Here is a 25,511-nt window from a genome sequence, read left to right on the forward strand (position 1 = left end):
CAGTCGAAAAGCCGGGTCAGATCGCCTTGGCGTGCAGCGCGCCGCGATAGGAATCGCGCAGATAGCCGAGCGTGGCGTCGGCATCGGCCGGCTTGCCGAACAGGTAGCCCTGTCCGCCGGCGCAGCCGAACTGGACGAGACGGTCGGCCTGCGCCTCGTCCTCGATGCCTTCGGCAACGACCTCCATGCCAAGCCCCTCGCACATGGCGAGGATGGCGCGGATGATATGCTCCGACGGTCGGTCGTCGAGGATCGACGAGACAAAGGCGCGGTCGATCTTGAGCTTGTCGAAATGGAACTCGCGCAGGCGGCCGAGCGACGACTGGCCGGTGCCGAAATCGTCGAGCGAGACGCGGATGCCGACGCGGCGCAGGTCCTCGACGATCTTCTCGGCCGAGGCCGGATCGGTCATCAGGCCGGTCTCGGTAATCTCGATCTCCAGCCGGCGCGGATCGAAGCCGGTGCGGTCGAGAATGGCCAGGATATGCAGGCCGGTGTTCTGATCGACCAGCTGCGAGGGCGACAGGTTGAAGGACAGGAACAGGTCCTTCGGCCAGCTGCGCGCCGCCTCGGTCGCCTTGCGCAGCACCAATTGCGACAGCGGGCCGATGATGCCGCGTTCCTCGGCGATCGGGATGAAGACGGATGGCGGCACGACGCCGAGGTCGCGGTCGGTCCAGCGCGCCAGCGTCTCGAAGCCGATGGTGCGGCGGCTGGTCAAGTCGACGATCGGCTGGAAATGCGGCTCGACCTCGCCGGCCGACACCGCGCGGCGCAACGCCTGCTCGATGCGGGTGACGCGCTTGGCCGCTTCCTCCATCTCGCGGGTATAGACGACGACGCGGCCGCGGCCCGAACGCTTGGCGTGATAGAGCGCCGTCTCGGCCTTGTTGAGGAGGATCTCGGTGGTCTCGTCGCCGGAATAAAACAGCGAGCACCCGACCGAGGCCGAAAGCCTGGCGGTGCGCTCGCCAACATCATAGGGCGCCGACAGGATCTCGATCAGCATGCGCGAGGTCTCGGCCGCCTGCTCCTCCGAAAACACCATCGGATAAAGATAGGCGAACTCGTCGGCGCCGATGCGGCAGACGGTGGAGTAGCCATCCATCGAGGCGCGCAGCCGCATCGCCACCTGGACCAGGATGTCGTCGCCGGCCTTGTGGCCGAACAGGTCGTTGATAGGCTTGAAACCGTCGAGGTCGAGGATGCCGACGGTGAAGGGCGCGGGATCGTCGGCGCGCTCGCTGATCAGGCGATCGACCTTGTCGAAGAAGCGACGATGGTTGCCGAGCCCGGTCAACGAATCGGTGAAGGCCAGATCCGTGTTTTCCTTGCCTGACTGAGCGGTAGCAAACGTCGTTTGCATCATGCCTCTGTTCTTGTGGCGGTATTTCTCTTTAGACTGGCAGCAAAGCGTTTAGGAAAAGTATCGAGAAAATCGATTTTCCGAAGGCCCCCAAAAAAGGTCGCGCTTTCCACCCCTCCTGCGCAGTGCTCACGGAACCCGCCGCGCATTTCCTGGAGTTGTTCTTAGCCGGCTCGCCTGACGCGATAGAGGGAGATCGGGCTGCCTTTGGTCCCGGCGAGCGGCTCGAGCCAGTCCGGCACCGAGCCGCGCAGCAGGCCGGCCAGGAAGCCCTGCGGCGCCTTTTGGGTCAGGATCATGGTCTCGACATTGCCGGGGCAGATGGCGACGAGGCCGACACGATGCGCCTCGATGATTGCGCGCGCTTCATCGGCCGAGCCGAGAAAGGCGTCCAGCGCCAGGAGATTGCCTGCGACGTTGCGGTGATAGGGGCCGGCGAAGACGCGATGGCCGCTGTAAGCCAGCACCGGCGCTCCAAGATTGGAGGTCGTCAGCACGGTGGTGTCGGCCATGACGCCCAGCGGCGCGAAGGTCGCCTTCTTCTCGCAGGTCCTGTCCGTGGTGGCGCCGTCGGCGACGGGTTTGCCTTTTTCCAACGCCACCGAGGCGGCCGCGGCGACGCCTGTCCAGACCGGGTTGATCGAGACCAGCCAAACGGCCGCAAGGCGCAGCGCCACGCCGAGTGAGGAGCTGGTTTCGGCCCGCGCCCGCCATTTGGCGATCCACGCCGCGAGCGGGATGACCGCGAAGGCGATCGAGAAGGTGGTGGCGCGCACCTGCCAGGCGCCGACCGCGAAAGCGACGGCGAGCAGTGCCGTGACGAGGCTGTCCTGCCGCCGCCAGCCGCCGCGGCGGAAATGCAGCGCCATCAGGATGAGGGCGACCAGCGGCGTCGCGTAACGCGCTGCGACACGCGCCGGATCGCGGACAAGCAGCGTGAACAGCGACTGGGCCTCGTCGACATGGTCGAGCCACAGTTCCTTGAGGCGCGCGTCGAGGGAGGCGTAGGGCGCGGAGAGGCATTGCGGGAACAGCACCGCCACGACCACGCCGAGGACGACACCCAGCGCGGCGAGCGATCCCAGCCGGCGCCGCCAGCTGCCGGTGGCCGGCTCGATGGAGACGATCGCCGCCAGCGCCACGCCGGCAATAGCCGCGACGACGAACTGCGCGACCGAGAAGGCATCGCACTGAGCCGCACCCCATGCAGAAGGCGAAACGGTGGTGACGAAGACAAGCGCCGCGACTCCGGCGAAGCCGAGGCCGAAATCCCGTGCGATCGTCCGCTCGCCGGCTGGATCGATGACGAACAGCAGCGACACGCAGAGGCCGATGGTGGCGACATAGGGCACGGTTTCCATGCCGACGGCGAGCGTCAGCGCGGCGCAGAGGCCCGATAGCAGCGCGGCCCAGCGCCGCCCGGGCGCCTCGAGCAGCAAAGCGAGGCTCGCCATGGTGAGCATCAGCTGGACATTGTGGTGATCGAGCGCGCCAGGGTCATAGATGCCGATGAAATAATAGCCGGCGGCGCCGATCAGGATGGCGGGCAGCACCGCGCCGCCGCCGCCGAAGCTGCGCGCGGCGCGGGCGGTGAAGAACAAGGTCGACCAGAAAAGCAGCGCCGGCCACAGCACCTGCGCCATGTCCTCGCCAAGCGGCCTGCTGCCGGTGAGCGCCGAGGCGGCGAGGGCTATGGCGGCGATCGGCGCGTCGACCAGCCGCGACCAGTGCATGACGAAGCCGCCTTCCGGCCCCATCCGGTACTGGTGCAGGTCGAACCAGCCCTGGCCTGCCAGCAGGTCGCGGACTTCGATGAGGCGCAGCAGATTGTCATTGTCGCCGCCCGCATCGGTCAGTTGGCCAAAGCCGGCCCATGCATTGACGGCGAAGGCAAACAGGGCGACCAGCAGCGCCAGCATGAGGTCGGACTTCCAAGTGGCGGCGCCGTTCTCGGCTGTGCCCATTACCGTGGCCTTTGAAAGGAGAGGATCGGTTTAAACCTAGCCTTAACGGCTTCAATAAATAGTAAAACGGCTCGACGGGGCCGGCATGAGCACGGCCGGAGGCTGGATCGGGCGTTCGGAGACAGACATGCCGCATGCAGTCCGCCATGAGCCGGTCATCGCCGTGCTCCTGCCTTGCTACAATGAGGAGCTGACGATCGGCGAGGTGGTGCGCCGCTTCCGCGAGACGCTGCCTTCGGCCGCGATCTATGTCTACGACAACAATTCCAAGGACCTCACGGCGCTGAAAGCCCGCGCCGCCGGCGCCATCGTCGTGCGGGAGCCGCGCCAGGGCAAGGGCAATGTGGTGCGGCGCATGTTCGCCGACATCGACGCCGACATCTATGTGATGGCCGACGGCGACGGCACCTACGCCCCGGAGGATGCGCCGCAGCTGATCAATATCCTGCAGACGGAGCGCTCCGACATGGTGGTGGGCACCAGGCGCGGCGTGACGGACGATGCCGGCCGCAACGGCCACGCTTTCGGCAACCGCGTCTTCAACCGGCTCTACAAGGGTCTGTTCGGAACCGACTTCACCGACATCTTTTCCGGCTACCGCGTGTTTTCGCGCCGCTTCGTCAAGAGTTTCCCCGCCGTCTCCGGCGGCTTCGAGATCGAGACCGAGATGTCGGTGCATGCCTCGCAGCTGAAGCTGCCGGTGAGCGAGATGGCGCTCGATTACGGCCGCCGCCCGGAGGGCTCGTCGTCCAAACTGTCGACCTTCCGCGACGGCGCCAGGATCCTGTGGATGTTCGCCATGCTGGTGAAGGAGACGCAGCCGCTGCGCTTCTTCGGCACCTTCGCGCTGTTCTTCCTGGCGGCCAGCATCGGCCTGATGATCCCCGTGCTCATCGAATTCGCCGAGACGGGGCTGGTGCCGCGCATGCCGACCTGGGTGCTGTCGATCGGCATGCTGCTTCTGTCCATGCTCTCGATGATGACGGGCTTCATTCTCGATTCCGTGTCGCGCGGCCGGGCCGAGCAGAAGCGCATCTTCTACCTGTCGATTTCGTCCGGCCGGGCCGAGCGCGGGATGCCGGCGCAGGCCTTGCCGAAGAGCGAGCCGGGCAAGGCGCCTCGGGCTGCTTAGAGCATGGTCCCGAAAAGTGGGAACCGGTTTCCATGCTCCAACAAAGAGTTAGATCGTGAGGGCGATTCAACGAAACGCCATCACGATCTATGGGGCGGCATAGTGGGGCGTCTCTTCCGCTTCGTCCTTGCCGGCGGCATCGGCTTCGTCGCCGACGCGGCGGCGCTCTGGCTGCTGCTTGCCGCGACGCCGCTCGGCGCGCTCTCGGCGCGCGTGCTGTCGATCGGCTTCGCGCTCTGCATCACCTGGCAGGTGAACCGCCATCTCACCTTCGCGCCTTCGAGCCGGGGCATCGCGCAGGAAGGTGCCCGCTATGGCGGCGTCGGCATCGCCACCAGCATCGTCAATTACCTGGTCTACTGCGCCGTCCTATTCGCGCTGCCGGCGCTGCCGCCGCTGGCGGCGCTCGCCATCGCCTCGATCGTCGCGATGACGCTGTCCTTCCTCGGCTATTCCAGGCTGGTCTTCGACCGCTAAGCCTCTGCACCAAGCAAGCACGATTGGCAGACGCCCTCGATTTCCTTATATCGGCGACTGAGTTCGCCGGAGACCAAAGATGCCGCTGAAAATCGCCGTCCAGATGGATCATGTCTCCACCGTGTCGATCGCTGGCGACACGAGCTTCGCGCTGTCGCTGGAGGCGCAGCGGCGGGGGCACAAGCTTTTCCACTACACCCCCGACCGGCTGTCGATGCGGGACGGCAAGGTGTTCGCGCGCATCGAGGAGATGCAGGTGCGCGACGAGAAGGGCAACCACTATTCGCTCGGCGAGAAGGCGCGAACCGATCTGTCCGAGATGGACGTGGTGCTGCTGAGGCAGGACCCGCCCTTCGACATGAACTACATCACCACGACGCATATTCTGGAGCGCATCCATCCGAAGACGCTGGTGGTCAACGATCCGGCCTGGGTGCGCAACAGCCCGGAAAAGATCTTCGTCACCGAATTCCCGGACCTGATGCCGGAGACACTGATCACCAAGGATCCCCAGGAGGTGGCCGCCTTCCGCAAGGAGTTCGGCGACATCATCGTCAAGCCGCTCTACGGCAATGGCGGCGCCGGCATCTTCCATCTGCACGAAGCCGACCGCAACCTCGCCTCGCTGCTCGAGATGTTCGGCCAGCTGTTCCGCGAGCCCTATATCGTCCAGCGCTATCTCAAAGACGTGCGCAAGGGTGACAAGCGCATCATCCTGATCGACGGCGAGCCGGTGGGCGCCATCAACCGCGTGCCGGCCGAGCACGATTCCCGCTCCAACATGCATGTCGGCGGCCGCGCCGAGAAGACCGAGCTGACGGAGCGCGAGCGCGAGATCTGCGCCCGCATCGGACCGGCGCTGAGGGAACGCGGCTTCATCCTCGTCGGCATCGACGTGATCGGCGACTACATGACCGAGATCAACGTCACCTCGCCGACCGGCGTGCGCGAGGTGCAGCGCTTCGGCGGCGCGGATATTGCTGCTCTGTTCTGGGATTGCGTGGAGGGGAAGAGAAGCTAGTTCTCTCCGCGACGCTCTTTGAAACGCGCGGGAACAATGTTCCCGTAATGTTCTTGCCTAAACCGCAAATCTGTGGTTGTCTGGCGTGAGGTCTTGCGCGGGCTGATGGCATCATCGCGCGGGAGCCTGCATCCGGGGGCGCGAAAAACATGGTGGCGCGGGTTCGCACGGTGGCTTTCCAGGGCATCGAGGCTTTGCCGGTCGATGTCCAGGTGATGGTCGGGCCGGGCAAGGTCGGAATGCAGATCGTCGGCCTGCCCGACAAGGCGGTGGCCGAGAGCCGCGAGCGCGTGCAGGCCGCGCTGCACGCATCCGGCCTGTCGATGCCCTCGAAGAAGGTGACGGTGAACCTCGCGCCGGCCGATCTGCCCAAGGAAGGCAGCCATTACGACCTGCCGATCGCGCTCGGCCTGATGGCGGCGCTGGGCGCCATTCCGGGCGACATGCTGGCCGGTTACGTGGTTCTGGGCGAATTGTCGCTCGACGGCACCATTGCGGGTGTTGCGGGCGCGCTGCCGGCGGCGATCGGCGCCAATGCGGAGAGCAAGGGCCTGATCTGCCCCTTCGCATGCGGGCCGGAGGCGGCCTGGGCGGGCAAGGATTTCGATATATTGGCGCCGCGCAGCCTGATCGCCATCGCCAACCATTTTCGCGGCACGCAGGTGCTGTCGCGCCCCGAAGCCGGCATCCAGCTCGCCGCACGCGACTTACCCGACCTCGCCGACATCAAAGGCCAGGAAAGCGCCAAGCGGGCGCTCGAGGTGGCGGCGGCCGGCGGCCATAACCTGCTGATGGTCGGGCCGCCCGGCGCGGGCAAGTCGATGCTGGCGCAGCGCCTGCCTTCGATCCTGCCTCCGCTGGCGCCCAAGGAGCTCTTGGAAGTCTCGATGATCGCCTCGGTCGCCGGCGAGCTCGCCGAAGGCAAGCTGACCGACCGGCGGCCGTTCCGCGCGCCGCATCACTCCGCCTCGATGGCGGCGATGGTGGGCGGCGGACTGCGCGCGCGTCCGGGCGAGGCCTCGCTCGCCCATAATGGCGTGTTGTTCCTCGACGAACTGCCCGAATTCGCGCCGCAGACGCTGGATGCGCTGCGCCAGCCGCTGGAAACCGGCGACTGCATGATTGCGCGCGCCAACCATCGCGTCACCTATCCGGCGCGCATCCAGCTGGTGGCGGCGATGAATCCGTGCCGCTGCGGCATGTCGGGCGAGCCCGGCTATCGCTGCCTGCGCGGCGACCGCTGCCGCACCGAATACCAGGCGCGCATTTCCGGCCCGCTGCTCGACCGCATTGATCTCAGGATCGAGGTGCCCGCGGTCTCGGCGAGCGACCTGATCCGGCCGGACAAGGCGGAGACGAGCGCTTCCGTGTCGCAGCGCGTGGCGCGTGCGCGGGCCATGCAGCGCGAACGGCTGGAAAGGCTGGGCGCTGCCGCCACCACCAACGCACATTGCCCGCCTTCGATCATCGAGGAGATCGCCAAGCCGGATGCCGCCGGCCTGACGCTGCTCAAGGATGCCAGCGAAAAGCTCGGCTTTTCGGCGCGGGCCTATCACCGCGTGCTGAAAGTGGCGCGCACGCTGGCCGACCTCGACGCCAGCGAGACCGTCGGCCGCATCCATCTCGCCGAGGCGATTTCCTATCGCATGAGTGCCGAGCGGATGGCGCAGGCAGCGTAAGGTCCCTGGCGCGGATTCCGGCGCTACCCCGCCCGGTCCTTCGCCTTCAGCTCCAGCCGCCGCTTATGCAGCACCGGCTCCGTATAGCCGTTGGGCTGGACTGTCCCCTTGAACACCAGGTCGCATGCGGCCTGGAAGGCGATCGACTTGTCGAAGTCCGGCGCCATCGGCTGGTAGAGCGGGTCGCCGACATTCTGGCGGTCGACGATCGCCGCCATGCGCTGCAGCGAATCCCGGACCTGGATTTCCGAGCACACCTTGTGGCGCAGCCAGTTGGCGATGTGCTGCGAGGAGATGCGCAGCGTCGCGCGGTCCTCCATCAGGCCGACATCGTTGATATCGGGCACTTTCGAGCAGCCGACGCCCTGGTCGATCCAGCGCACGACATAGCCGAGTATCCCTTGCGCATTGTTGTCGAGCTCGCGCTGGATCTCGTCCGGCGTCCAGTTCGGCCGCACCGCCACCGGCACGGACAGGATGTCGTCGAGCTTGGCCTTCGGCCGGCTCTTCAGCGCCGCCTGCACGGCGTGCACATCGACCTTGTGATAATGCGTGGCGTGCAGCGTCGCGGCCGTCGGCGACGGCACCCAGGCGGTGTTGGCGCCGGCCTTCGGGTGCGCGATCTTCTCAGCCAGCATCGCCGCCATCAGATCGGGCATCGCCCACATGCCCTTGCCGATCTGGGCGTGGCCGGCGAGCCCGCATTCGAGACCCGTGTCGACATTCCAGGCCTCATAGGCGGAGATCCAGGCGGCCTGCTTCATGTCGCCCTTGCGGATCATCGGGCCGGCTTCCATCGAGGTGTGGATCTCGTCGCCGGTGCGGTCGAGGAAGCCGGTATTGATGAACACCACGCGCTCCTTCGCGGCGCGGATCGCTTCCTTGAGGTTGACGGTAGTGCGCCGCTCCTCGTCCATGATGCCCATCTTGATGGTGTTCTTCGCCATGCCGAGCAGCGCCTCGACGCGATCGAAGATCTCGACGGCGAAGGCGACCTCTTCCGGCCCGTGCATCTTCGGCTTCACCACGTACATCGAGCCGGCGCGGGAGTTGGCGCGCCGCCCGTTCGGCCCGATATCATGCAGCGCGATCAGCGCGGTGATCGCGGCATCCATGATGCCTTCCGGCACCTCGTCGCCGTCGCGATCCAGGATCGCCGGATTGGTCATCAGGTGGCCGACATTGCGCACCAGCATCAGCGAGCGGCCGGGCAGCGTAAGCGTGCCGCCGCCGCGCGAGGTGTAGCTGCGGTCCGGATTGAGCTTGCGCACGAAAGTCTTGCCGCCCTTGGTGATTTCTTCGGCGAGATCGCCCTTCATCAGGCCGAGCCAGTTGCGGTAGACGACGACCTTGTCCTCGGCGTCGACGGCCGCGACCGAATCCTCGCAGTCCTGGATGGTGGTCAACGCGGCTTCGAGGAGGACGTCGGCGATGCCGGCCGGATCGGTCTTGCCGATCTGGTTGGCGCGGTCGATGACGATCTCGATGTGCAACCCGTTCTTCACCAGGAGCACCGCTTCCGGCGTGGCGGCGTCGCCGCGATAGCCGACGAACTGCCTTGGATCGGCGAGCGTCGTGGCGCCGGCGCCCTCGCCAGCTTTCAGCGCGCCATTCGCCACCGACAGTCCGTTGACGCCGGCCCATTTGCCGGTGGTGAGCGGCACGGACTGGTCGAGGAAATCCTTCGCCCAGGCGATCACCTTGGCGCCGCGTACAGGATTGAAGCCCTTGCCCTTGTCGGCGCCGCCGGTCTCGGGAATGGCGTCGGTACCGTAGAGCGCGTCATAGAGCGAGCCCCAGCGGGCATTCGCGGCGTTGAGCGCATAGCGCGCGTTCATCACCGGCACGACGAGCTGCGGCCCGGCGACAACGGCGATCTCGGGGTCGACATGTTCGGTCGAGACGCTGAAGGCCGGCCCTTCCGGCACCAGATAGCCGATCTCCTTCAGGAAAGTCTTGTAAGCCTCCATGTCGACCGGCGCGCCGTTTTCGCGATACCAGCCGTCGAGCTTTTCCTGCATGGCGTCGCGCTTGGCGAGCAGCGCGCGGTTCTTCGGCGCGAGGTCGTGGACGATGGCCGAAAAGCCGGTCCAGAATTTTTGCGGGTCGATACCGGTGCCGGGCGTGGCCTCCCCGGCCACGAAGTCATGGAGCTCCCGGGCGATCCGCAACCCGGCGATCTCGATGCGGTCGGTCATCTGCGCGTCTCCAGATAGGTGGCTTTGGCCTTGTTAGCGGGGGCCTTTGACATGTTTGGGGTTGCGGGGTCAATTCAGCTTAGGGTGTAGGGAGCGCGGCTTTCTCCTTCTCCCCTTGTGGGAGAAGGTGGATCGGCGCGCAAGCGCCGAGACGGATGAGGGGTGTTCCAGCGGAGTGAGACGCTGGCTTTCCCTGGAACACCCCTCATCCGTCGCCTTCGGCGACACCTTCCCCCACAAGGGGGGAAGGGAAGGCTGCGCTACACCGCAATCCGCGGCCGCCCCGACGCCACGGCAACCACATGCGCCTCGATGAACATGCGCTGGCCCTCGATGGTCGAGACCTTGAACTCGGTGGCGATGTCGATCTCGGCGCTGTCGGTGCCGGCATCCTTCGCGCGTTCGGCCGCGATCGCGCGCACGTCCGCTTCGGCCGCTGCGATCGCCTTGTCCTCCTCGGTGAAGTCGCGCACCGTCTGGCCCGACGCCAGCCGGAACAGGCCTTCCTTGGGCTGGCTGACGCGGGCTTCGGCCGAGACGCGCACCTGGCCGACCACGGCGCCGAGCGCGTTGGCGACATCGGTGTCCTCCGGCACGATGCAGCCATTGCCGACCAGCGGCGGCAGGCCGGCATAATGCAGCGGCGCCGAGGCGCCCAGCCCGATGACCGGGCGGTCGAGCGCCACGGTGAAGCGGGCGATGCCGGGATGCGCGTCCACCGCGCGCTGCACCAGCGCATGCGCGACGGTGGCCGCGCCATCCAGCCCGTCCTCGGCGAAGGCGGTTTCGAGGATATATTCGGCCGACCAGCGGGTCAGCGTCGTCAGCACGCGCTGCGAAATCTCCTGCGGGGTCGCCGCGATCGTCTGGCCGCGGCCGTCGCGGCGGCGGGCGAAAAGCTCGGCGCCAAGGCGGGCGGTGGCGGCATCCCAGTTCGACTGTTTGCCCAGCACATGGGCGGCATCCGACGGCGTGAAGCCTGAGATATGCACCAGCCCGCGCGCGACCAGCCGGTTCAGCGTGGCATTCTGCGCGTTCGACGACAGCAGCCGGTCGAGCGCCAGCGGCGTGGCGCCGATCGTCTCGTAGAGCTTCGCTTCCGGCCCGGTGAGGCCGGCAGCAAGCCGGTCCGGCACGCCGGTGCGCAGGGCGAAGCGCCCGTCCATGCGGCCGGGATTGGGGGCGCGCAGCTGCCGTTCAAGTTCCGATGTCACCGCCTCGCCATGCACCATGCCGGAGAGCGCCAGCGGCACCAGGCGGCGCGGCCCGAGCAGGATTTTCGGCTCGAGCGCGCCGTCTTCCAGCGTGACTTCCGAATCGCCGCCGAGGCCGAAGGTGCGCATGGCGACCGCCTCGACCATGGTGCGGAAGCCGCCCACGGTTGCGCCTTCCGGATCGAGCCGCGGCCGGCCTTGATCGAGCACGGCGACGTCCGTCGTGGTGCCGCCGATATCCGAGACCATGGCGTCGTCCAGCCCGGTCATGTGGCGGGCGCCGACAAGGCTGGCGGCCGGGCCGGAGAGGATCGTCTCGATCGGCCGCTGGCGGGCGAAGGCGGCCGAGACCAGCGCGCCGTCGCCGCGTACCACCATCAGGGGTGCTGCGATGCCGCGCTTGGCCAGAAACCCTTCGGTCGCCGCGACCAGCCGGTCGATCATCGAGATCAGGCGTGCGTTGAGCAAAGTGGTGAGCGCCCGGCGCGGGCCGCCGAGCTTGGCCGAAAGCTCGTGGCTGGCGGTGACCGGCAGCCCGGTCTTCTCGCGGATGAGGTCGCGGGTCGCCAGCTCATGCGCCGGGTTGCGCGTGGCGAAATAGGCGCAGACGGCGAAGCCCGATACCGAGCCGCCCAGTTCCGGAAGTGCGGCCTCGAGGCCGGAAAGATCGAGCTTGGCGGCATTGCCGTGCACGTCATGGCCGCCGTGGCAGAACACGACCGGATCGGTGCCCAGCGCCATCTTCAGCCCGTCGCGGGCAAGATCGGCCTCGGAAAAGCCGATCATCACCAGCGCCACGCGCCCGCCCTGGCCCTCGACCAGCGCGTTGGTGGCCAAGGTCGTCGACATCGAGACCAGCTTTATCGAGGCAGGATCGCTCCTGGATTTCTCCAGCACCGCGTCCACCGCGCCGGCTATGCCGACGGCGAGATCGTGACGCGTGGTCAGCGACTTCGCCTTGGCCAGCACCTTGCCCTTCGGGCCGCCCTCCTCCGACCACAGCACCGCATCGGTATAGGTGCCGCCGGTGTCGATGCCGAGGAAGAGAGGGTGAGGCTTGGCGGTCATTTCGCAGGCAGTCCGAGGTCGAGGGCTTTGTTGCGAAGCCCTTAGCCGATACCGGCTGGCGGATAAAGAAGGGAGGGATGGGCCAAGGAGGTGGAGAGCAAGTTCCTCGCCCCACGAGGGCCTACGCTATGTGCACATCTTCTGTGACTGGCGTGACTGACCGGGCCGAGGCTTGATTTCCACGTGGTTCCCCCAATCCGTCGCTGCTTCGCAGCGCCACCTTTCCCCCCCCTTCCGGAGGGAAAGGAAGGGCGCCTTCCTCTACCCCGTCGATCGGGGGAGAGGTGGCTCGGCGAAGCCGAGACGGAGTGGGGGTCGACCAGCGCCACATTGGACAATGCATGCGCCAAGGTGCCATGCCCTTCTCTGCCCTGTGGGGCATCTCCCCCACAAGGGGAGACTGGCAGCTCCGCAGCTCACTTCTATTTCGCCGTGATGGTGCCCGTCATCGAGCTGTGGATCGCGCAATGGAACGGGTGCGCGCCGGTGGCGGTTATCTTGACCTTGGCTTTCTTGCCCTTTGCGAGGTGGCCGGTATCGAAGGAACCGTCGTCCGCCGTGGCGGTGTGCGTCTTGGAATCGGCGTTGGTGAAAGTCACGGTGTCGCCGGCGGCGACACTGATCTTGGCCGGATGGAATTTCATGTCCTTGATCTGCACCGCATGATTGGCGGCATAGGCGGGCATTGCGAAAGCAAGCAAAGCGAGAACGAGCGCGGTACGCATGGCGGATTTCCTCCCATGGGTTGTTTAGCTGCTCCTTAACTAACGCCGGCGCGGCGCCTGTCATCCCACGAACCCCACCCTTTTATGGCTCCCATCACAAAACGGCTTGTTCGCCGAATGCCCGCAGCGGCAGAGGAAAACCTTGGTGGTGCGCGCGATCGTATGCCCCGTGCCGGTGACGATCTCGAGATTGCCTTCGACCTTCAGCGGCCCCTTGACCGTGGGGGTTACGGCCAGCGGGCCATCGCGCGCCTCCAGCACCTGCGCTTCCTTCAGCGGCGGCTCGCCGGTGGCGGTGAAGCCGGCCTTGATGTGGCTGTTGTCGCAGAACGGCTTGTTCTGCGACAGGCCGCAGCGGCAGAGCGTGGCACGGAAGAAGGTTTCCTCGCCCAGCACGATCTCGGCATGCACCGCCAGCGGGCCGTTCTCGCGCAGCCGCACGGTGTTGACCACCGGCGGCTTCTCCTGCGGCCCGCCGTCCTTTCTGGTGTAGGTGATGGCGCCCGACGGGCAGTTTTCGGCCAGCGCCACCACCTTCTCGACGCTCGCCGCCTCCGGGTGGATCCACTCGCCCGGCGCGTTGGGCACGAAGACATGCGGATTGCCGAGCACGCAATTGCGCGAATGGATGCAGCGCTTGCCGCTGAAGGAAACGTCGATCTTCTCGCTTTCGACCGTGCCTGCCATGGGGCTCTCCTCCTGGTGGGTTGAGCAAGGCTAGGGCGGCGAAGAGAGGGGCGTCAAGCGACAAGCTCCCCCTTCCCCCCTTGCGGGGGAAGATGGCTCGGCGCTCAGCGCCGAGACGGATGAGGGGGTGCTCCAGCTTGGCAAAGAGGCCGATGCACCACTACCGCCAAGGCTGCAGACTTTGATCCCGAACATAAGCGATGATGGTATCGCACACCGCATCGAGTTCTTTCAGAACGTCGTCGTTCCAGAACCGAAGCACGCGAAATCCTCTCGCCTTCAATTCCGCGTCGCGTTCCTGGTCGTGGCGCGACTCCGCATGCTGACTGCCGTCGATTTCGACGATGAGCCGAGCCTCGGCGCAGAGGAAATCCGCCACGAAGCGGCCGATCGGCGCCTGCCGTCGGAACTTGATGTTATCCAGACGGCGCCCGCGCAGCTCCTGCCACAGGCGATCTTCCGCCTCAGTCGGCTCGCGCCGCATCGAACGGGCGAAATTCCGTTTGGCTGGAGCTACGGGCTGGTGGGGCATAGCGCGAGATTAACCGATGTTGTGGACTTGAACATCCGGCGTCGCACTTCGCTGGAACACCCCTCATCCGTCTCGGCGCTGCGCGCCGAGCCACCTTCTCCCACAGGGGGAGAAGGGGAAGACGCTACTCCGCCAGGTCCACCGTCTCGGTGGAATGCTCGGTGCAGATGAAGCAGCAGGTGTCGCAGGGCTGGTCGTTGTCGGGACCGACGCCGGCGATGACGGAATCGTCGCCGTTCACCCAGGCGCCCCAGCAGATATGCTCGCCCGGTTCGCAGGAGATCGGCACGGACTTCCGCGCCTTCGGCCGGATGAGGAACACCTTGTCGTCGCCCGGCCAGACTTTCTGGCTGTCGCGGCTGAACAGTTCCAGCGCAACGCCGTCGGAGCGCTGGTTGCGCACGAAGATAGACATATCGGCGGCGAAGGCCGAGCCGGTGAGGAGAAGGAAGGCGAGCAAAGCGCGAATCATGGCGAGGTCCCCCGGGGGGAGTAGAGCACGGGAGCGGAAGCGACGCGACCTCCCCTTCCCCCCTTGTGGGGGAAGGTGGCTCGGCGCGCAGCGCCGAGACGGATGAGGGGTGGTCCAGCTTGGCAAGGGCGTTCGCCACATTCGCCACAGAAGTGTGCATCGCCACCGCCTCACTCCGCTGGAACACCCCTCATCCGGCCGCTTCGCGGCCACCTTCCGCCACAAGGGGGGAAGGAAGGGTCAGCGCCTCACCGCGACATGCGGCGCAAACGTCTTCACCGCATCCACCAGGTCCTGGCCCCGCACGTCGAGCGAGGAGATCTCCATATGCACGATGTTCCGGCCGAAGGGCATCAGGCCGAAGGCGTTGGCGGAGGAATAGCGGATGGCGTCGGGCGGCTCCTCGGTAAGCTCGAAATTGAGCATCGCCGCGCCCTTGCCGCCGGCGGCGAGCCGCACGCTCTGCACCTTGCTCCACGGCACCAGCACGTCGCCGGCGCGACGGTCCCGGAAACCATCCTTGTCCAGCACGACCTTGACCGAACTGTCGAAGGCACCGCGCGCGATGAAAGCGCCGAGCCCGAGGCAGGCGGCGCCGAGCAGCGCAATCCACAGCACATGCCCGCCATCCGCGCCCGAGGCCACGCCTTGCAGCGCGCCGAAGCCGAGAATGCCGCCGATCAGGAAGGGTCCGAGGGCGGGCAGGATCTTTCCCGACGGGCTGTTGCGGAGTTCGAGCGGCGCGGCCATGGCCTTGGCACTCAACGCTCCGGCTGCAGCAAAGTCCAGATCCAGCCGATGAAGGTCAGCACCAGGAACGGATAGCCGAGCGCCGGCAGCGGCGCGGAGGTGGGCAAAAGAGTCTTTTTGTTTGTCCGCAATTCCGGACGCAAAACCGCTGCGCACTTTTGCTGGAATTGCTCCCGGGCGCCCCACAGGATCGACGGCGAAGAGCAAAGCGGCGAGGAAAGCCGTGAGCCGCATCCACAGCGCGAAGGTGGCTGGCGCACTGACCATGACCAGCCCCGCCGCCCAGAGCGCAATGCCGCCGGCATAGGAAGGCACGCTGGCCTGCAGGCCCGCCGCATTGCCTGCCAGAAGCAGGCTTTCGCCGGCGAGGAAAGTGAGGAAACCGGCCGCGACGAGATCATTGCCGAGCCGCTGATATTTCATGGTGAGCAGCGCGGCGGCGACGACTATGCCGACGCCGTCGATGGTCCACAGCGTCTCGCGCAGCGCATCGCTGGCGACAAACGTGCCCGCTATGCCACGCGACGCCAATGGCGAGACCGATCGCGGCGACGGTATCCGAGGTGGAGCGCATGCCATGTCTCCCCAAGCCAGAATGCTTCACGGCCGGGCGCTCTCAAAACCGCCTATAAGAAATCTGGAAACCCTGGACCTGAGAATCGGTCTCCCCCCTAGCTGCCAAGTCACAGAACTGCGCAGGATGGTGTTAGACTTTGACAACGCCACATTAGCATTTGAAGATTCCCGAAACTCGCGTATTCGTAGGGCGGGGGAGCAATGACGGTCAAACCATCACACAACAAATCCGAGGCACCGGGGCAGGCGGCGGGCTATCTATTCCAGCTGCGCTACGCTCTTCATAGGGCACTCGAACGCATGCGCCGCGATCCTACCGGCGCAATCGCTATCGAGAAGTATGACGATGTCGCGGTAATCCATGATGGCAACGTAATTTCTGCCGATCAGCTAAAGCACGTGACTCAAACAGAGGCGAAATTTCAGATTCCTCGAAAGCTTTTTGGCGAACCTTAGGCAATTGGGTGCGGTTATTCTCCGGCGGAATTGTCGAGCTAACTAGGGTCGACTTCTGCCTAGTCACGAACGCAACTGTTCCAAACGAATCCGCGCTTGCACACCTCTGCCCCGACGAATCAGCACGTGACGTCGACGCAGCGTTGGTAAAGTTGCGTGAAATTGCTCTGTCGTCCGAAAATAAAGCGACGGAGGAGGACCGTAGTTTATTTGCCGCGTTGGATGAGGCAAGCCAGGCAGCTTTTCTCCGTTCCATTTTCGTGGTGCCGAATACAGTCAATTTGGCCGGGCTAACCGCGGAGATCGAAGCTAGCCTGTATCCTGCTTGCGAGCATCAACAATTGCCGGAATTTCGCCAGGAATTGGAGGGGTGGTGGTTGGAGCAAGTTTCTATTGGGCTTAGCGCCGGTAAAGGACCGGTGATTTCATTAATCGCGGTTGACGGAAAAATCGCTTACCTACGGGAAAAATATAAGGCGTCTGTGCTGCATATTGATATTGATGATCCTGAAGGTGACCTTTCTGGTTTGGACGGCTATACTTTTGTTGAACAGATACGATGCGTCAAGGCTGGCGTTGCCCGCATCAAAAATGCGCAGAAGGCGTTCTTGAAAGCCAGTGCGCAACGCTCAAAGTGGCTCCGAGAGGCCAAAATCGATCCCGCTGAATTGACTCGCTATGACAACGATCTGCAAGCGCGCTGGGGAATCCAATGTGCCATTGTGATGGATGAGTTGGGGGCCGATGCCGACGAAGACGAGAAGCGCAGATGTGGGCGAGGCTTGTTAGGTTGGGCGGAGGTTCAGGAGACACCCCTCAAAGGGGCTAGTGCGCAATTCTTGACCGGAGGCTCGTTTCACGCGCTTGCGGATGCCGTGAAGGTGGGTTGGCATCCAGATTTCTCAACATATTTCAAGTCCAAATGACACTTCGCGCTACCACAATAGAAGAACGACGCTTATTAAACCCGGCTTTTTCGGGAGTCTTAATTGCTAGGGCTGTGGCGGGTTACCAATCAGAGTCGGGAAAGGGATTTCCCTTTCTATATTCGTACTTGATATTGCCACTCGTCCTTCACAGCGAAACGCGGGCACGCCTCCCGTCTACGGTCGTCACGCGACTAATCAACTGGTCGGAGAGGAATGCGGAACTGACGACGCACCTTTCGCGCCGTCTCGCTGATCTAGCCTTGGCAACGAAGGAAGGCCTCCTATTAATCACGACAATGGGGCTCGCACAGATCGTCGACGATGCGCGGATAGAATTGGTCGCAGCGGACAAGGTCTTCGTGAAATTCGAGAAATCCACACCATCCGCCGAAGTCTCAAACTGCTGCAAGAAGGCTCATTTTGTCGGTCGCTGGTTGGCTAGTTCTGGAACCGCACCAACCGTCTTCACCGCTCTGGGAGTACGTCTTTGAAGGTTACTCTTGAAAAATTGGTTCTCTATGGCCACCGAGGCGAAGTCCGCTTTCTTAGCTTTTTCCTCGATCGGATGAATATAATAACTGGTGAGTCAAAGACCGGAAAATCTGCAATCATTCATATTGTTGATTATTGCCTTGGCTCTGGTGAGTGTCACGTTCCAGATGGTGTGATACGCCGAAAAGTGAGCTGGTATGGCGTGTTACTGGATTGCTCCGGCGAGAAAATCTTTATCGCGCGTCAGAACCCTGATAGAGGGCGAGCAACCAACTCAAACATTTATATTCAAATTGGTGCCCAGGTGGAGATTCCAACTAGTGAACGTCTCGTCAAGAACAGCGACCTCGACGGCATAAGGGAACTGCTCACCCGGTATGTTGGAATTGAAGAAAATTTGCACGTACCCGGGTTGGACAGCACACGTCCACCCTTGGCAGCAAATTTCGCTCATTCTCGTATATTTTGCTATCAGGACCAGAGTCTGATCGATAATAAAAATCAGCTTTTTTTCAATCAGGAAGACGGGTTTGTAGCCCAAGCGATTAGAGACACTTTGCCATACTTTCTGGGAGCTGTAACCACCTCCGAATTGCTCAAGCAAAATGAGCTTTCCCAACTTCGTCGGGATATTCGACTTTTAGAGCGGCAGCTGGAAGCCGAAGTCTCTTGGGAGAGGGCTACAGCAACCCGTGCTAGTTCTATATTGGCAGAGGCGAGGCAGGTGGGGCTTGTTCCGCTCGATGTAAGGCCGGCTTCGGTGGATGAGGTGATCCTAGCTTTGCGAGGCGCCCTTGCATCGCCGCTCCCTTCAACTGGCGACTATGTTGATGCTGATGGGGAAATTGGCGAGCTTTTCGCCGATCGAGATTCCCTCAGGTCAGCGTACTCAGAACTCAAGGATCGTGTGGATGAAGCCCGCGTCTTTGGTTCAAACAGGGACGCCTACGAGGGCGAGCTATTCGAACAAAAGTCAAGGCTGGAGGCGCTAAACATATTTCCGGACCTGAGCGTTGGAGGTCATCAATGCCCTCTATGTGACTCCTATATCGATTCCCCGAGAATTCTTATTGAGGAATTGCGCTCAGAACTCTCTGAGGTGGGTGACAGGCTAACATCCCTTCGAGCCCAAAATCCCAGGCTGCAGTCGTACATCGTTGAACTGGAGACCCAGCTAGAGGACGTTAGTCGACGAATACGCGAGAACCAGAGTCAACTGAACGCTGTTGTAAGGCAGAACGAGCTTTACCGGATCCAGCAAGAAGACGCGGTTAAGCGGTCTAGAGTTCAGGGGCGAATAAGCGCGTTTCTTGAAAGCAGGGCGCCCGCGGAAGAGACCGAGCAACGAGTGCGCCTCGGCATAATGAAGCGCAGGGTTGAGCAATTGATGTCCGAATTATCCGGCGATAACTATGAAGATAGGCTCGCAAATGTCGAATACGTCCTATCCGACTATATGACGGAATATGCTCGTGATTTGGAACTTGAACACGCTGATGGGCGGACTCGGTTAGACTTAAGACGACTGACGGTCGTTGCAGAAACGAGAACGCATGGAAGCATCCGGCTAGAAAATATGGGCAGTGGTGACAATTGGGTAGGTTGCCACGTTCTAACGCACATGGCTCTTCACCGCATATTTCGCGAGCGCGACAGGCCAGTTCCTGCATTTGTGATCTTCGATCAACCGTCCAAGGCTCATTATCCGCCGAGTGAGCTGCAAACCAGCGATAGTGATATCGAAGACGACGATCGGATCGCAGTGCGGCGTCTCTTTCGTTTTATTCAGCAACGAACAGCTGAAAGTAAGTTTCAGACGATTGTCATTGATCATGCCGATGAGGCAGAGGCGTGGTTCCAGGATGCAGTTGTCGCCCGATGGAGAGGGGGGGGAAAAGTTAGTCCCAGATCAATGGCTTGAAGTTTAGATCCAAAATCGGCTCCTCAATCCCCCATCTTCAGCGCCTGGATAAACGCCTCCTGGGGGATATCCACCTTGCCGAACTGGCGCATCCGCTTCTTGCCCTCTTTCTGCTTGTCGAGCAGCTTGCGCTTGCGGGTCACGTCGCCGCCATAGCATTTGGCGGTGACGTCCTTCCTGAGCGCCGAGACGGTCTCGCGGGCGATGATGCGGCCGCCGATCGCGGCCTGGATCGGGATCTTGAAGAGGTGCTGCGGGATCAGTTCCTTCAGCTTCTCGCACATGGCACGGCCGCGCTTTTCCGCCGCCGACCGGTGCACCAGCATGGAGAGCGCGTCGACCGGCTCGTCATTGACCAGGATCGACATCTTCACCAGGTCGCCCTCGCGATAGTCGGTCAAATGATAGTCGAAGGAGGCGTAGCCTTTCGAAATCGACTTCAGCCGGTCGTAGAAGTCGAACACCACTTCGTTGAGCGGCAGGTCGTAGGTGAGCATCGCGCGCTTGCCCACATAGGAGAGGTCGGCCTGGATGCCGCGCCTGTCCTGGCAGAGCTTCAGGATGCCGCCGAGATAGTCGTCGGGGGTGAGGATGGTGGCGCGGATCCACGGCTCCTCGATCGAGGCGATCTTGACCACGTCGGGCATGTCGGCCGGGTTGTGCAATTCCTTCACGGTGCCGTCGATGAGGTTCATGCGGTAGACGACCGAGGGCGCGGTGGCGATCAGGTCGAGGTTGAACTCGCGCTCCAGCCGCTCCTGGATGATCTCCAGATGCAACAGCCCCAGGAAGCCGCAGCGGAAGCCGAAGCCGAGCGCCGCGGAGGTCTCCATCTCGTAGGAGAAGCTCGCGTCGTTGAGGCGCAGCTTGCCGACGGCGGCGCGCAAATCCTCGAAATCGGCGGCGTCGACCGGGAACAGGCCGCAGAACACCACCGGCTGCGCCGGCTTGAAGCCGGGCAGGGCCTTTTGCGTTGGGCGGCGGTCCTCGGTGATGGTGTCGCCGACCCGGGTGTCGGCCACTTCCTTGATCGAGCCGGTGAAGAAGCCGAACTCGCCGGGGCCGAGCTCGTCGACATTGACGCGGGCCGGCTTGAACACGCCCGTCCTCTCGACGAGGTACTTCGCGCCCGTGCCCATCATGCGGATGGTCTGGCCCTTCTTCATCACGCCGTCGATGATGCGCACCAGAACGATGACGCCGAGATAGGCGTCGTACCAGCTGTCGACCAGCATGGCCTTCAGCGGAGCGTTGATGTCGCCCTCGCGCGGCGGCGGCAGCTGGTGGACGATCGCCTCCAGCACGTCCGGCACGCCGAGGCCGGTCTTGGCCGAGATCAGCACGGCGTTGGAGGCATCGAGGCCGATCACCTCCTCCACCTGTTCGCGGATGCGCTCCGGCTCGGCCGCCGGCAGGTCGACCTTGTTCAGCACCACGACGATCTCGTGGTTGTTGTCGATGGCCTGGTAGACGTTTGCCAGCGTCTGCGCCTCGACGCCCTGGCTGGCATCCACCACCAGCAGCGAGCCCTCGCAGGCGGCGAGCGAACGCGACACCTCATAGGCGAAGTCGACATGTCCGGGCGTGTCGATGAGGTTCAGCACATAATCCTCGCCGTTCTTGGCGCGGTAGTTGAGCCGAACGGTCTGGGCCTTGATGGTGATGCCGCGCTCGCGCTCGATGTCCATCGAGTCCAGCACCTGCTCCTTCATGTCGCGCTCCTCCAGTGCGCCGGTGAGCTGGATCAGCCGGTCGGCAAGCGTGGATTTGCCATGGTCGATATGGGCGACGATGGAGAAATTGCGGATATGGTCGAGCGGCGTCGTCATGCGGCGCGCTTTAGCAGGGGCGGGGTTGAGGGGCAAGCGGCGGGGCAGTCTCCCCTTCTCCCCTTGTGGGAGAAGGTGGCCGCGAAGCGGCCGGATGAGGGGTGCTCCAGCTTGGCGGCGCCGCCTATCCAGTCGGAGTCCGCCAACGTCTCACTCCGCTGGAACACCCCTCATCCGTCTCGGCGCTATCGCGCCGATCCACCTTCCCCCACAAGGGGGAAGGGGAGGCGCCGCGCCCCTTCACATCCCGCTCACGAAATATTCAAACCCGCTTAAGCATTCATGCACCGCTCTCGCGCATGCTTCGCGCCCGGATGGTAAACCGGCTTGCTGCCTGAGACGACGAAGACCCTGAAATGTCCCGCTCTGCCCGTAAGTTCAGCCCGGCCGCGGTGGCCGGGGCATTGAGACAATTTCTCGCCCGCCGCGACGGCTCGATGATGCCGATGATGGTGCTGCTGACGATCCCGCTGGTGGCTGCGGTCGGCTTTTCGGTCGACTACACCTCGGCGGTGACGACGCGCAGCGACATGCAGAACGCGCTCGACGCCGCGATCATCGCGGTCACCACGCTGCCCACCACCACAAGCTTTTCCGACCGGCAGACGGCGCTGCAGCAGGCCTATGCGGCCAATAGCGGCCAGGGCACGGCGACGCTCACCGGCGTCAATGTCGATGCGACCGGCACGGCGACCTTCACCGCCACGGCAAGCTACCCGATGCCGACGACTTTCATGCAGGTCGTCCGCATCAACACGGTGCCGGTCGGCGTCGGCTCATCGGTGCGCAAGACGCCGGCGCTGGTGCAGACCACTTTCAAGGTGACGAAGGTCTCCGGCTACTGGGCAAAGACCATGACGCTGTGGGGCACCAAATTCGGCCAGACCACGCCCCAGAAGCTGATGACGATCGGCTACACCTATAATGGCTATGGCGACCCGAAGGGCTACGGCACCACGGTCGTGAACACTATAAATGGGTCGACCTCGACGACGGTGCAGAAGCAGGTCTGCACCACCGGCACACTGAAGAGCCTGCAGAACTCCGTGCCCGCCGGCACGGTCATCCAGACCGACAATTACGGCACGAGCTATTATTGCGTCGACACGTTCTATCCGGCCAACGGCGCCGGCGCGGTGATCGACGTCAGCCAGATGGACCAGCTCTACCTCGAGATGGACGTGCCGTCGGGGAATCCAAAGGTGCTCAAGTCCAACGATCCGACCACGTCGAACCGGCTCTATATCGGCACCAGCCCGACCAACTTGACCGAAGTGGCGACCGGGCAGAAGGTCGACATCTTCACCGCCGTGCCCTGCGGCCAGACCGGCTACCAGGCCTGGGAAGACGGCGGCAATGCGGTCCCGGCCCCGGTCTCCAACGCCGACTTCTTCTACACCGTGCAAGGCAAATGCGACTACAACCAGCGCCCGTCGGAGAACGTGCTGACGCAGTGATGGCGCCTCTCCTTCCCCCTTGTGGGGAAGATGCGCGGCGCCGCCGCTGCCGATCTCCCCCACAAGGGGGGAGATCGGACGTCGCGGCCGCTTTCGCCAATCTCCGAACAGCAAGCCACCCACATCACAAACCGGTGAAGCTGTAACGAACCCCTCCACCCCGGCGAAATCGGAGCATGACCCGCTACGGAGATTGCTTCCCATGACCGGATTGAAAACAAGCCTGCTCGCCAGCGCGATGCTTGCCGCCACGCTCGGCGCCGCTTCCGCTGAGCCGCTGACCGTGGTCGAGCTGTTCACCAGCCAGGGCTGCTCGTCCTGCCCGCCGGCCAACGCCAATCTGATCAAGGTCAAGGACCGGCCGGGCGTGCTGGCGCTGTCGTTCAACGTCACCTATTGGGACTATCTCGGCTGGAAGGACACGTTCGGCCGCAAGGAATTCACCGATCGCCAGGTGACCTACGAGCCGTCGCTCGGCCATGACGGGCCGTTCACGCCGCAGGTGGTTGTGAACGGCAGAAGCGACGGCGTGGGGGCGGCGCCGGGCGAGATCCAGGGCTTGATCGCCAAAGGCGGCCGCACGCAGGGTCCGGAGCTTTCGCTCGGCCAGGGCAAGGTCAGCATCGGTGCCGGCAAGGCGCCCGGCGGCGGCGCCGACATCTGGCTGGTGCGCTACAAGAGAGGCGTCGTCGAGGTGCCGGTGGCGCGCGGCGAGAACACCGGCCGCACGCTGCCGCATGCCAATGTCGTGCATGCGCTGACAAAGCTCGGCCGCTGGAACGGCGAGGCGACCACGCTGCCGCTGCCGGCGGCGACCGACGGCTTGAGCACCGCGGTGCTGGTGCAAACACCAGGGGGCGGGCCGATCCTCGCCGCCGCCGCCAACTGATTTTCTTCCCTTCGCGCGGGGCCGCATGAGAGCGGCAACGCTTCACCAAGGCCCGCATCTGCGCGCGCCATAACTCAAGGAGCACGACCATGACCAAGTTCCTCACGCTGCCTGCGCTGGCCGTTGCGCTTACCGCATCGGTCGTCGTCGCCGGCGCCCGCGCCGATGACGCGACCAGCGCGATGAAGCCCGCCAACGCGATGGCGACCGACGCCATGAAGCCGGCCGATGCGATGAAACCCGCCGATGCCATGAAGCCCGACGCGATGAGCACCGAGGCGATGAAGCCTGCCACGGATGCCATGAAGCCTGCGGACACCACCGCTCAGTGAGGTGAGGTTGCGATCCGCTCGCGTCGCCGGCCGACGAGGCAATCGCATATGGCAGCGCAGCCCCCTCTCCGTCTCGGCGCTGCGCGCCGATCCACCTCTCCCCCGGCTTTGCCGGGGGCGAGGAAATGCCAGCCGCCGAGGGCGAGGAAGCGCCAACCGCCGAGGGTGCGGCCTTCGGAAGCCTGGGTTCCTCGCCCCCGCCAGGCGGGGGAGAGGTGGCTCGGCGAAGCAGAGACGGAGAGGGGGAGCGCCGCTGGCGGTTAGACGCCGCCGCACGTCAACGTGAGAATCCCATGGCGGCTTCCTTCCTATATACTGAAACAACAGCAAGGAGATCAGACATGAACGGCATAAAGACAAAGGCCGCGCGGCGATCGCCATTTTTCGCGCGTGGCGCGGTTGCAGCGCTCGGGCTTGCGGCGGTCGTCGCGGCCGTCTTCTGGCAGAGCCCGGCGCGCTCGGCCGAGGACGCGGTGGTGATCCCGCCGCCGGCTTTGGACGAGAAGGCGGCGAGCGGCACCGAGAAGGCGATCTTCGCCGGCGGCTGCTTCTGGGGCGTGCAGGGCGTGTTCCAGCATGTCAAGGGCGTCAGCAAGGCGGTGTCCGGCTATACCGGCGGCAGCGCCGAGAACGCCGTCTACGAGGTTGTCGGCACCGGCCGCACGGGCCACGCCGAATCCGTCGAGATCACCTACGACCCGTCGAAGGTCACCTATGGCCAGCTCCTGCAGGTCTATTTCTCGGTCGCGCACAATCCGACGCAGCTCAACTACCAGGGGCCGGACCGGGGCACCCAGTATCGTTCGACGATCTTCGCCGAGAATGACGAGCAGAAGAAGATCGCCGAGAGCTACATCGCCCAGCTCGACAAGGCCAAGGTGTTTCCGAAGCCGATCGTCACCACGCTCGAAACCGGCAAGACCTTCTACCCGGCCGAGGATTACCATCAGGACTTCCTGACGCTGAACCCGACCTATCCCTATATCGTCTACAACGACCTGCCGAAGATCGAGAATCTGAAGGCGCTGTTCCCCAAGCTCTACAGCGAGAAGCCGGTGCTCGTGCTGGCCTCCAGCAAGAGCTGAGGAAGGCCGCCGGTTTCCTGACGCAGGGGAATCTCGGGCGGCAGGTGTATCTGGGGTCGGCAGGTGACATGCCTTGGCGATTGGCGGAGCCGCCCGAACGTCGTCATTCCAGGGCGGAGCAGCCGCGAAGCGGCGTCGCGGAGTCCCTGGATCCATGCCGTGACCCTGATCAAAGAGCGCAGCGGAGCAGAATTCTGCACCGCAACAGCGCTCGCACGTCGCGGCATGGACCCTCGGGTCTGCGCGCGTCGCTTCGCTCC

General features: G+C 64.0%; 22 protein-coding genes. 12 read left to right on the top strand and 10 right to left on the bottom strand.

The features are described from left to right. Positions 1 to 16: 16 nt before the first annotated feature. Positions 17 to 1,366: a putative bifunctional diguanylate cyclase/phosphodiesterase gene (locus tag ACVMIM_RS04130; protein ID WP_476117092.1), complete on the bottom strand. Its 1,350-nt coding sequence runs from the start codon at positions 1,364 to 1,366 to the stop codon at positions 17 to 19. Between the two features lie 164 nt (positions 1,367 to 1,530). Further along, positions 1,531 to 3,330, bottom strand: coding sequence for a GtrA family protein (locus ACVMIM_RS04135; protein WP_476110613.1), 1,800 nt, complete (start codon positions 3,328 to 3,330; stop codon positions 1,531 to 1,533). Between the two features lie 106 nt (positions 3,331 to 3,436). Between ACVMIM_RS04135 and ACVMIM_RS04140 the strand changes: the two genes are divergently transcribed. From ACVMIM_RS04140 to ACVMIM_RS04155, 4 genes are all read left to right on the top strand, one after another. After that, entirely contained in the window at positions 3,437 to 4,462 is a 1,026-nt protein-coding gene (locus ACVMIM_RS04140) for a glycosyltransferase (protein WP_476117094.1), read from the top strand. A gap of 102 nt (positions 4,463 to 4,564) precedes the next feature. Beyond that, positions 4,565 to 4,939 carry a GtrA family protein gene (locus tag ACVMIM_RS04145; RefSeq protein ID WP_278051254.1) on the top strand — a complete coding sequence of 125 codons (375 nt, stop codon included), beginning with the start codon at positions 4,565 to 4,567 and terminating at the stop codon, positions 4,937 to 4,939. A gap of 79 nt (positions 4,940 to 5,018) precedes the next feature. Continuing rightward, positions 5,019 to 5,960, top strand: a complete 942-nt coding sequence (gene gshB / locus ACVMIM_RS04150) for a glutathione synthase (protein ID WP_476110615.1) — start codon at positions 5,019 to 5,021, stop codon at positions 5,958 to 5,960. A gap of 149 nt (positions 5,961 to 6,109) precedes the next feature. Next, entirely contained in the window at positions 6,110 to 7,639 is a 1,530-nt protein-coding gene (locus ACVMIM_RS04155; protein ID WP_476110617.1) for a YifB family Mg chelatase-like AAA ATPase, read from the top strand. 23 nt (positions 7,640 to 7,662) lie between these two features. Here ACVMIM_RS04155 and ACVMIM_RS04160 read toward each other — a convergent pair whose 3' ends face one another. From ACVMIM_RS04160 to ACVMIM_RS04190, 7 genes are all read right to left on the bottom strand, one after another. Beyond that, positions 7,663 to 9,837: a malate synthase G gene (locus ACVMIM_RS04160; protein ID WP_476110619.1), complete on the bottom strand. Its 2,175-nt coding sequence runs from the start codon at positions 9,835 to 9,837 to the stop codon at positions 7,663 to 7,665. Positions 9,838 to 10,097: 260 nt separating this feature from the next. Beyond that, complete coding sequence (locus ACVMIM_RS04165; RefSeq protein WP_476110621.1) at positions 10,098 to 12,119, bottom strand: hydantoinase/oxoprolinase N-terminal domain-containing protein; 2,022 nt, start codon at positions 12,117 to 12,119, stop codon at positions 10,098 to 10,100. Between the two features lie 422 nt (positions 12,120 to 12,541). Continuing rightward, positions 12,542 to 12,844 (bottom strand): cupredoxin domain-containing protein, encoded by a 303-nt coding sequence (locus ACVMIM_RS04170; protein WP_476110623.1) that lies wholly within the window; start codon positions 12,842 to 12,844, stop codon positions 12,542 to 12,544. A gap of 60 nt (positions 12,845 to 12,904) precedes the next feature. Then, the gene (locus tag ACVMIM_RS04175; protein WP_476110625.1) at positions 12,905 to 13,531 is read right to left on the bottom strand and encodes a CDGSH iron-sulfur domain-containing protein; all 627 of its coding nucleotides are present in this window, start codon (positions 13,529 to 13,531) and stop codon (positions 12,905 to 12,907) included. Between the two features lie 160 nt (positions 13,532 to 13,691). Continuing rightward, complete coding sequence (locus tag ACVMIM_RS04180; RefSeq protein WP_278051263.1) at positions 13,692 to 14,063, bottom strand: endonuclease domain-containing protein; 372 nt, start codon at positions 14,061 to 14,063, stop codon at positions 13,692 to 13,694. Positions 14,064 to 14,187: 124 nt separating this feature from the next. Further along, positions 14,188 to 14,535 carry a hypothetical protein gene (locus tag ACVMIM_RS04185; RefSeq protein WP_476110627.1) on the bottom strand — a complete coding sequence of 116 codons (348 nt, stop codon included), beginning with the start codon at positions 14,533 to 14,535 and terminating at the stop codon, positions 14,188 to 14,190. Between the two features lie 240 nt (positions 14,536 to 14,775). Then, entirely contained in the window at positions 14,776 to 15,816 is a 1,041-nt protein-coding gene (locus ACVMIM_RS04190) for a hypothetical protein (protein ID WP_476110629.1), read from the bottom strand. Between the two features lie 246 nt (positions 15,817 to 16,062). Between ACVMIM_RS04190 and ACVMIM_RS04195 the strand changes: the two genes are divergently transcribed. The 4 genes from ACVMIM_RS04195 to ACVMIM_RS04210 all read left to right on the top strand — a co-directional run bounded on the left by ACVMIM_RS04195 (position 16,063) and on the right by ACVMIM_RS04210 (position 19,659). After that, positions 16,063 to 16,317, top strand: a complete 255-nt coding sequence (locus ACVMIM_RS04195; RefSeq protein WP_476110630.1) for a hypothetical protein — start codon at positions 16,063 to 16,065, stop codon at positions 16,315 to 16,317. Positions 16,318 to 16,460: 143 nt separating this feature from the next. After that, positions 16,461 to 17,243, top strand: coding sequence for an ABC-three component system protein (locus ACVMIM_RS04200; RefSeq protein ID WP_476110631.1), 783 nt, complete (start codon positions 16,461 to 16,463; stop codon positions 17,241 to 17,243). Beyond that, a complete protein-coding gene (locus ACVMIM_RS04205) occupies positions 17,240 to 17,737 on the top strand; it encodes a three component ABC system middle component (RefSeq protein WP_476110633.1) in 498 nt (165 codons plus the stop codon). Before ACVMIM_RS04200 ends, ACVMIM_RS04205 begins: the two co-directional genes overlap by 4 nt. After that, positions 17,734 to 19,659, top strand: a complete 1,926-nt coding sequence (locus tag ACVMIM_RS04210) for a DUF3732 domain-containing protein (RefSeq protein WP_476110635.1) — start codon at positions 17,734 to 17,736, stop codon at positions 19,657 to 19,659. Before ACVMIM_RS04205 ends, ACVMIM_RS04210 begins: the two co-directional genes overlap by 4 nt. 23 nt (positions 19,660 to 19,682) lie before the next feature. On the opposite strand, the gene lepA is transcribed toward ACVMIM_RS04210, so the two are convergent. Further along, entirely contained in the window at positions 19,683 to 21,488 is a 1,806-nt protein-coding gene (gene lepA / locus ACVMIM_RS04215; protein ID WP_127252994.1) for a translation elongation factor 4, read from the bottom strand. A gap of 356 nt (positions 21,489 to 21,844) precedes the next feature. Here lepA and ACVMIM_RS04220 point away from each other — a divergent pair, with 356 nt between their 5' ends. The 4 genes from ACVMIM_RS04220 (at position 21,845) to msrA (ending at position 25,251) form a co-directional block, all read left to right on the top strand. Continuing rightward, positions 21,845 to 22,945 (top strand): TadE/TadG family type IV pilus assembly protein, encoded by a 1,101-nt coding sequence (locus ACVMIM_RS04220; protein ID WP_476110637.1) that lies wholly within the window; start codon positions 21,845 to 21,847, stop codon positions 22,943 to 22,945. A gap of 202 nt (positions 22,946 to 23,147) precedes the next feature. After that, entirely contained in the window at positions 23,148 to 23,834 is a 687-nt protein-coding gene (locus ACVMIM_RS04225; protein WP_476110639.1) for a DUF1223 domain-containing protein, read from the top strand. 89 nt (positions 23,835 to 23,923) lie between these two features. After that, a complete protein-coding gene (locus ACVMIM_RS04230) occupies positions 23,924 to 24,166 on the top strand; it encodes a hypothetical protein (protein WP_476110641.1) in 243 nt (80 codons plus the stop codon). Positions 24,167 to 24,507: 341 nt separating this feature from the next. Beyond that, on the top strand, positions 24,508 to 25,251 hold the full coding sequence (gene msrA, locus ACVMIM_RS04235; RefSeq protein ID WP_476110643.1) for a peptide-methionine (S)-S-oxide reductase MsrA: 744 nt from the start codon (positions 24,508 to 24,510) through the stop codon (positions 25,249 to 25,251). Positions 25,252 to 25,511: the final 260 nt, after the last annotated feature.

It is taken from the genome of Mesorhizobium sp. USDA 4413, from assembly GCF_056280365.1.

Excerpts from the sequence above, each read along its gene's own strand:
- ACVMIM_RS04135 (WP_476110613.1), bottom strand. The coding sequence starts at position 3,330 with ATGGGCACAGCCGAGAACGGCGCCGCCACTTGGAAGTCCGACCTCATG.
- gshB (WP_476110615.1), top strand. The coding sequence starts at position 5,019 with ATGCCGCTGAAAATCGCCGTCCAGATGGATCATGTCTCCACCGTGTCG.
- ACVMIM_RS04155 (WP_476110617.1), top strand. The coding sequence starts at position 6,110 with ATGGTGGCGCGGGTTCGCACGGTGGCTTTCCAGGGCATCGAGGCTTTG.
- msrA (WP_476110643.1), top strand. The coding sequence starts at position 24,508 with ATGAACGGCATAAAGACAAAGGCCGCGCGGCGATCGCCATTTTTCGCG.
- ACVMIM_RS04180 (WP_278051263.1), bottom strand. The coding sequence starts at position 14,063 with ATGCCCCACCAGCCCGTAGCTCCAGCCAAACGGAATTTCGCCCGTTCG.
- ACVMIM_RS04195 (WP_476110630.1), top strand. The coding sequence starts at position 16,063 with ATGACGGTCAAACCATCACACAACAAATCCGAGGCACCGGGGCAGGCG.
- ACVMIM_RS04130 (WP_476117092.1), bottom strand. The coding sequence starts at position 1,366 with ATGCAAACGACGTTTGCTACCGCTCAGTCAGGCAAGGAAAACACGGAT.
- ACVMIM_RS04165 (WP_476110621.1), bottom strand. The coding sequence starts at position 12,119 with ATGACCGCCAAGCCTCACCCTCTCTTCCTCGGCATCGACACCGGCGGC.
- ACVMIM_RS04230 (WP_476110641.1), top strand. The coding sequence starts at position 23,924 with ATGACCAAGTTCCTCACGCTGCCTGCGCTGGCCGTTGCGCTTACCGCA.
- lepA (WP_127252994.1), bottom strand. The coding sequence starts at position 21,488 with ATGACGACGCCGCTCGACCATATCCGCAATTTCTCCATCGTCGCCCAT.
- ACVMIM_RS04175 (WP_476110625.1), bottom strand. The coding sequence starts at position 13,531 with ATGGCAGGCACGGTCGAAAGCGAGAAGATCGACGTTTCCTTCAGCGGC.
- ACVMIM_RS04205 (WP_476110633.1), top strand. The coding sequence starts at position 17,240 with ATGACACTTCGCGCTACCACAATAGAAGAACGACGCTTATTAAACCCG.
- ACVMIM_RS04185 (WP_476110627.1), bottom strand. The coding sequence starts at position 14,535 with ATGATTCGCGCTTTGCTCGCCTTCCTTCTCCTCACCGGCTCGGCCTTC.
- ACVMIM_RS04160 (WP_476110619.1), bottom strand. The coding sequence starts at position 9,837 with ATGACCGACCGCATCGAGATCGCCGGGTTGCGGATCGCCCGGGAGCTC.
- ACVMIM_RS04170 (WP_476110623.1), bottom strand. The coding sequence starts at position 12,844 with ATGCGTACCGCGCTCGTTCTCGCTTTGCTTGCTTTCGCAATGCCCGCC.
- ACVMIM_RS04225 (WP_476110639.1), top strand. The coding sequence starts at position 23,148 with ATGACCGGATTGAAAACAAGCCTGCTCGCCAGCGCGATGCTTGCCGCC.
- ACVMIM_RS04220 (WP_476110637.1), top strand. The coding sequence starts at position 21,845 with ATGTCCCGCTCTGCCCGTAAGTTCAGCCCGGCCGCGGTGGCCGGGGCA.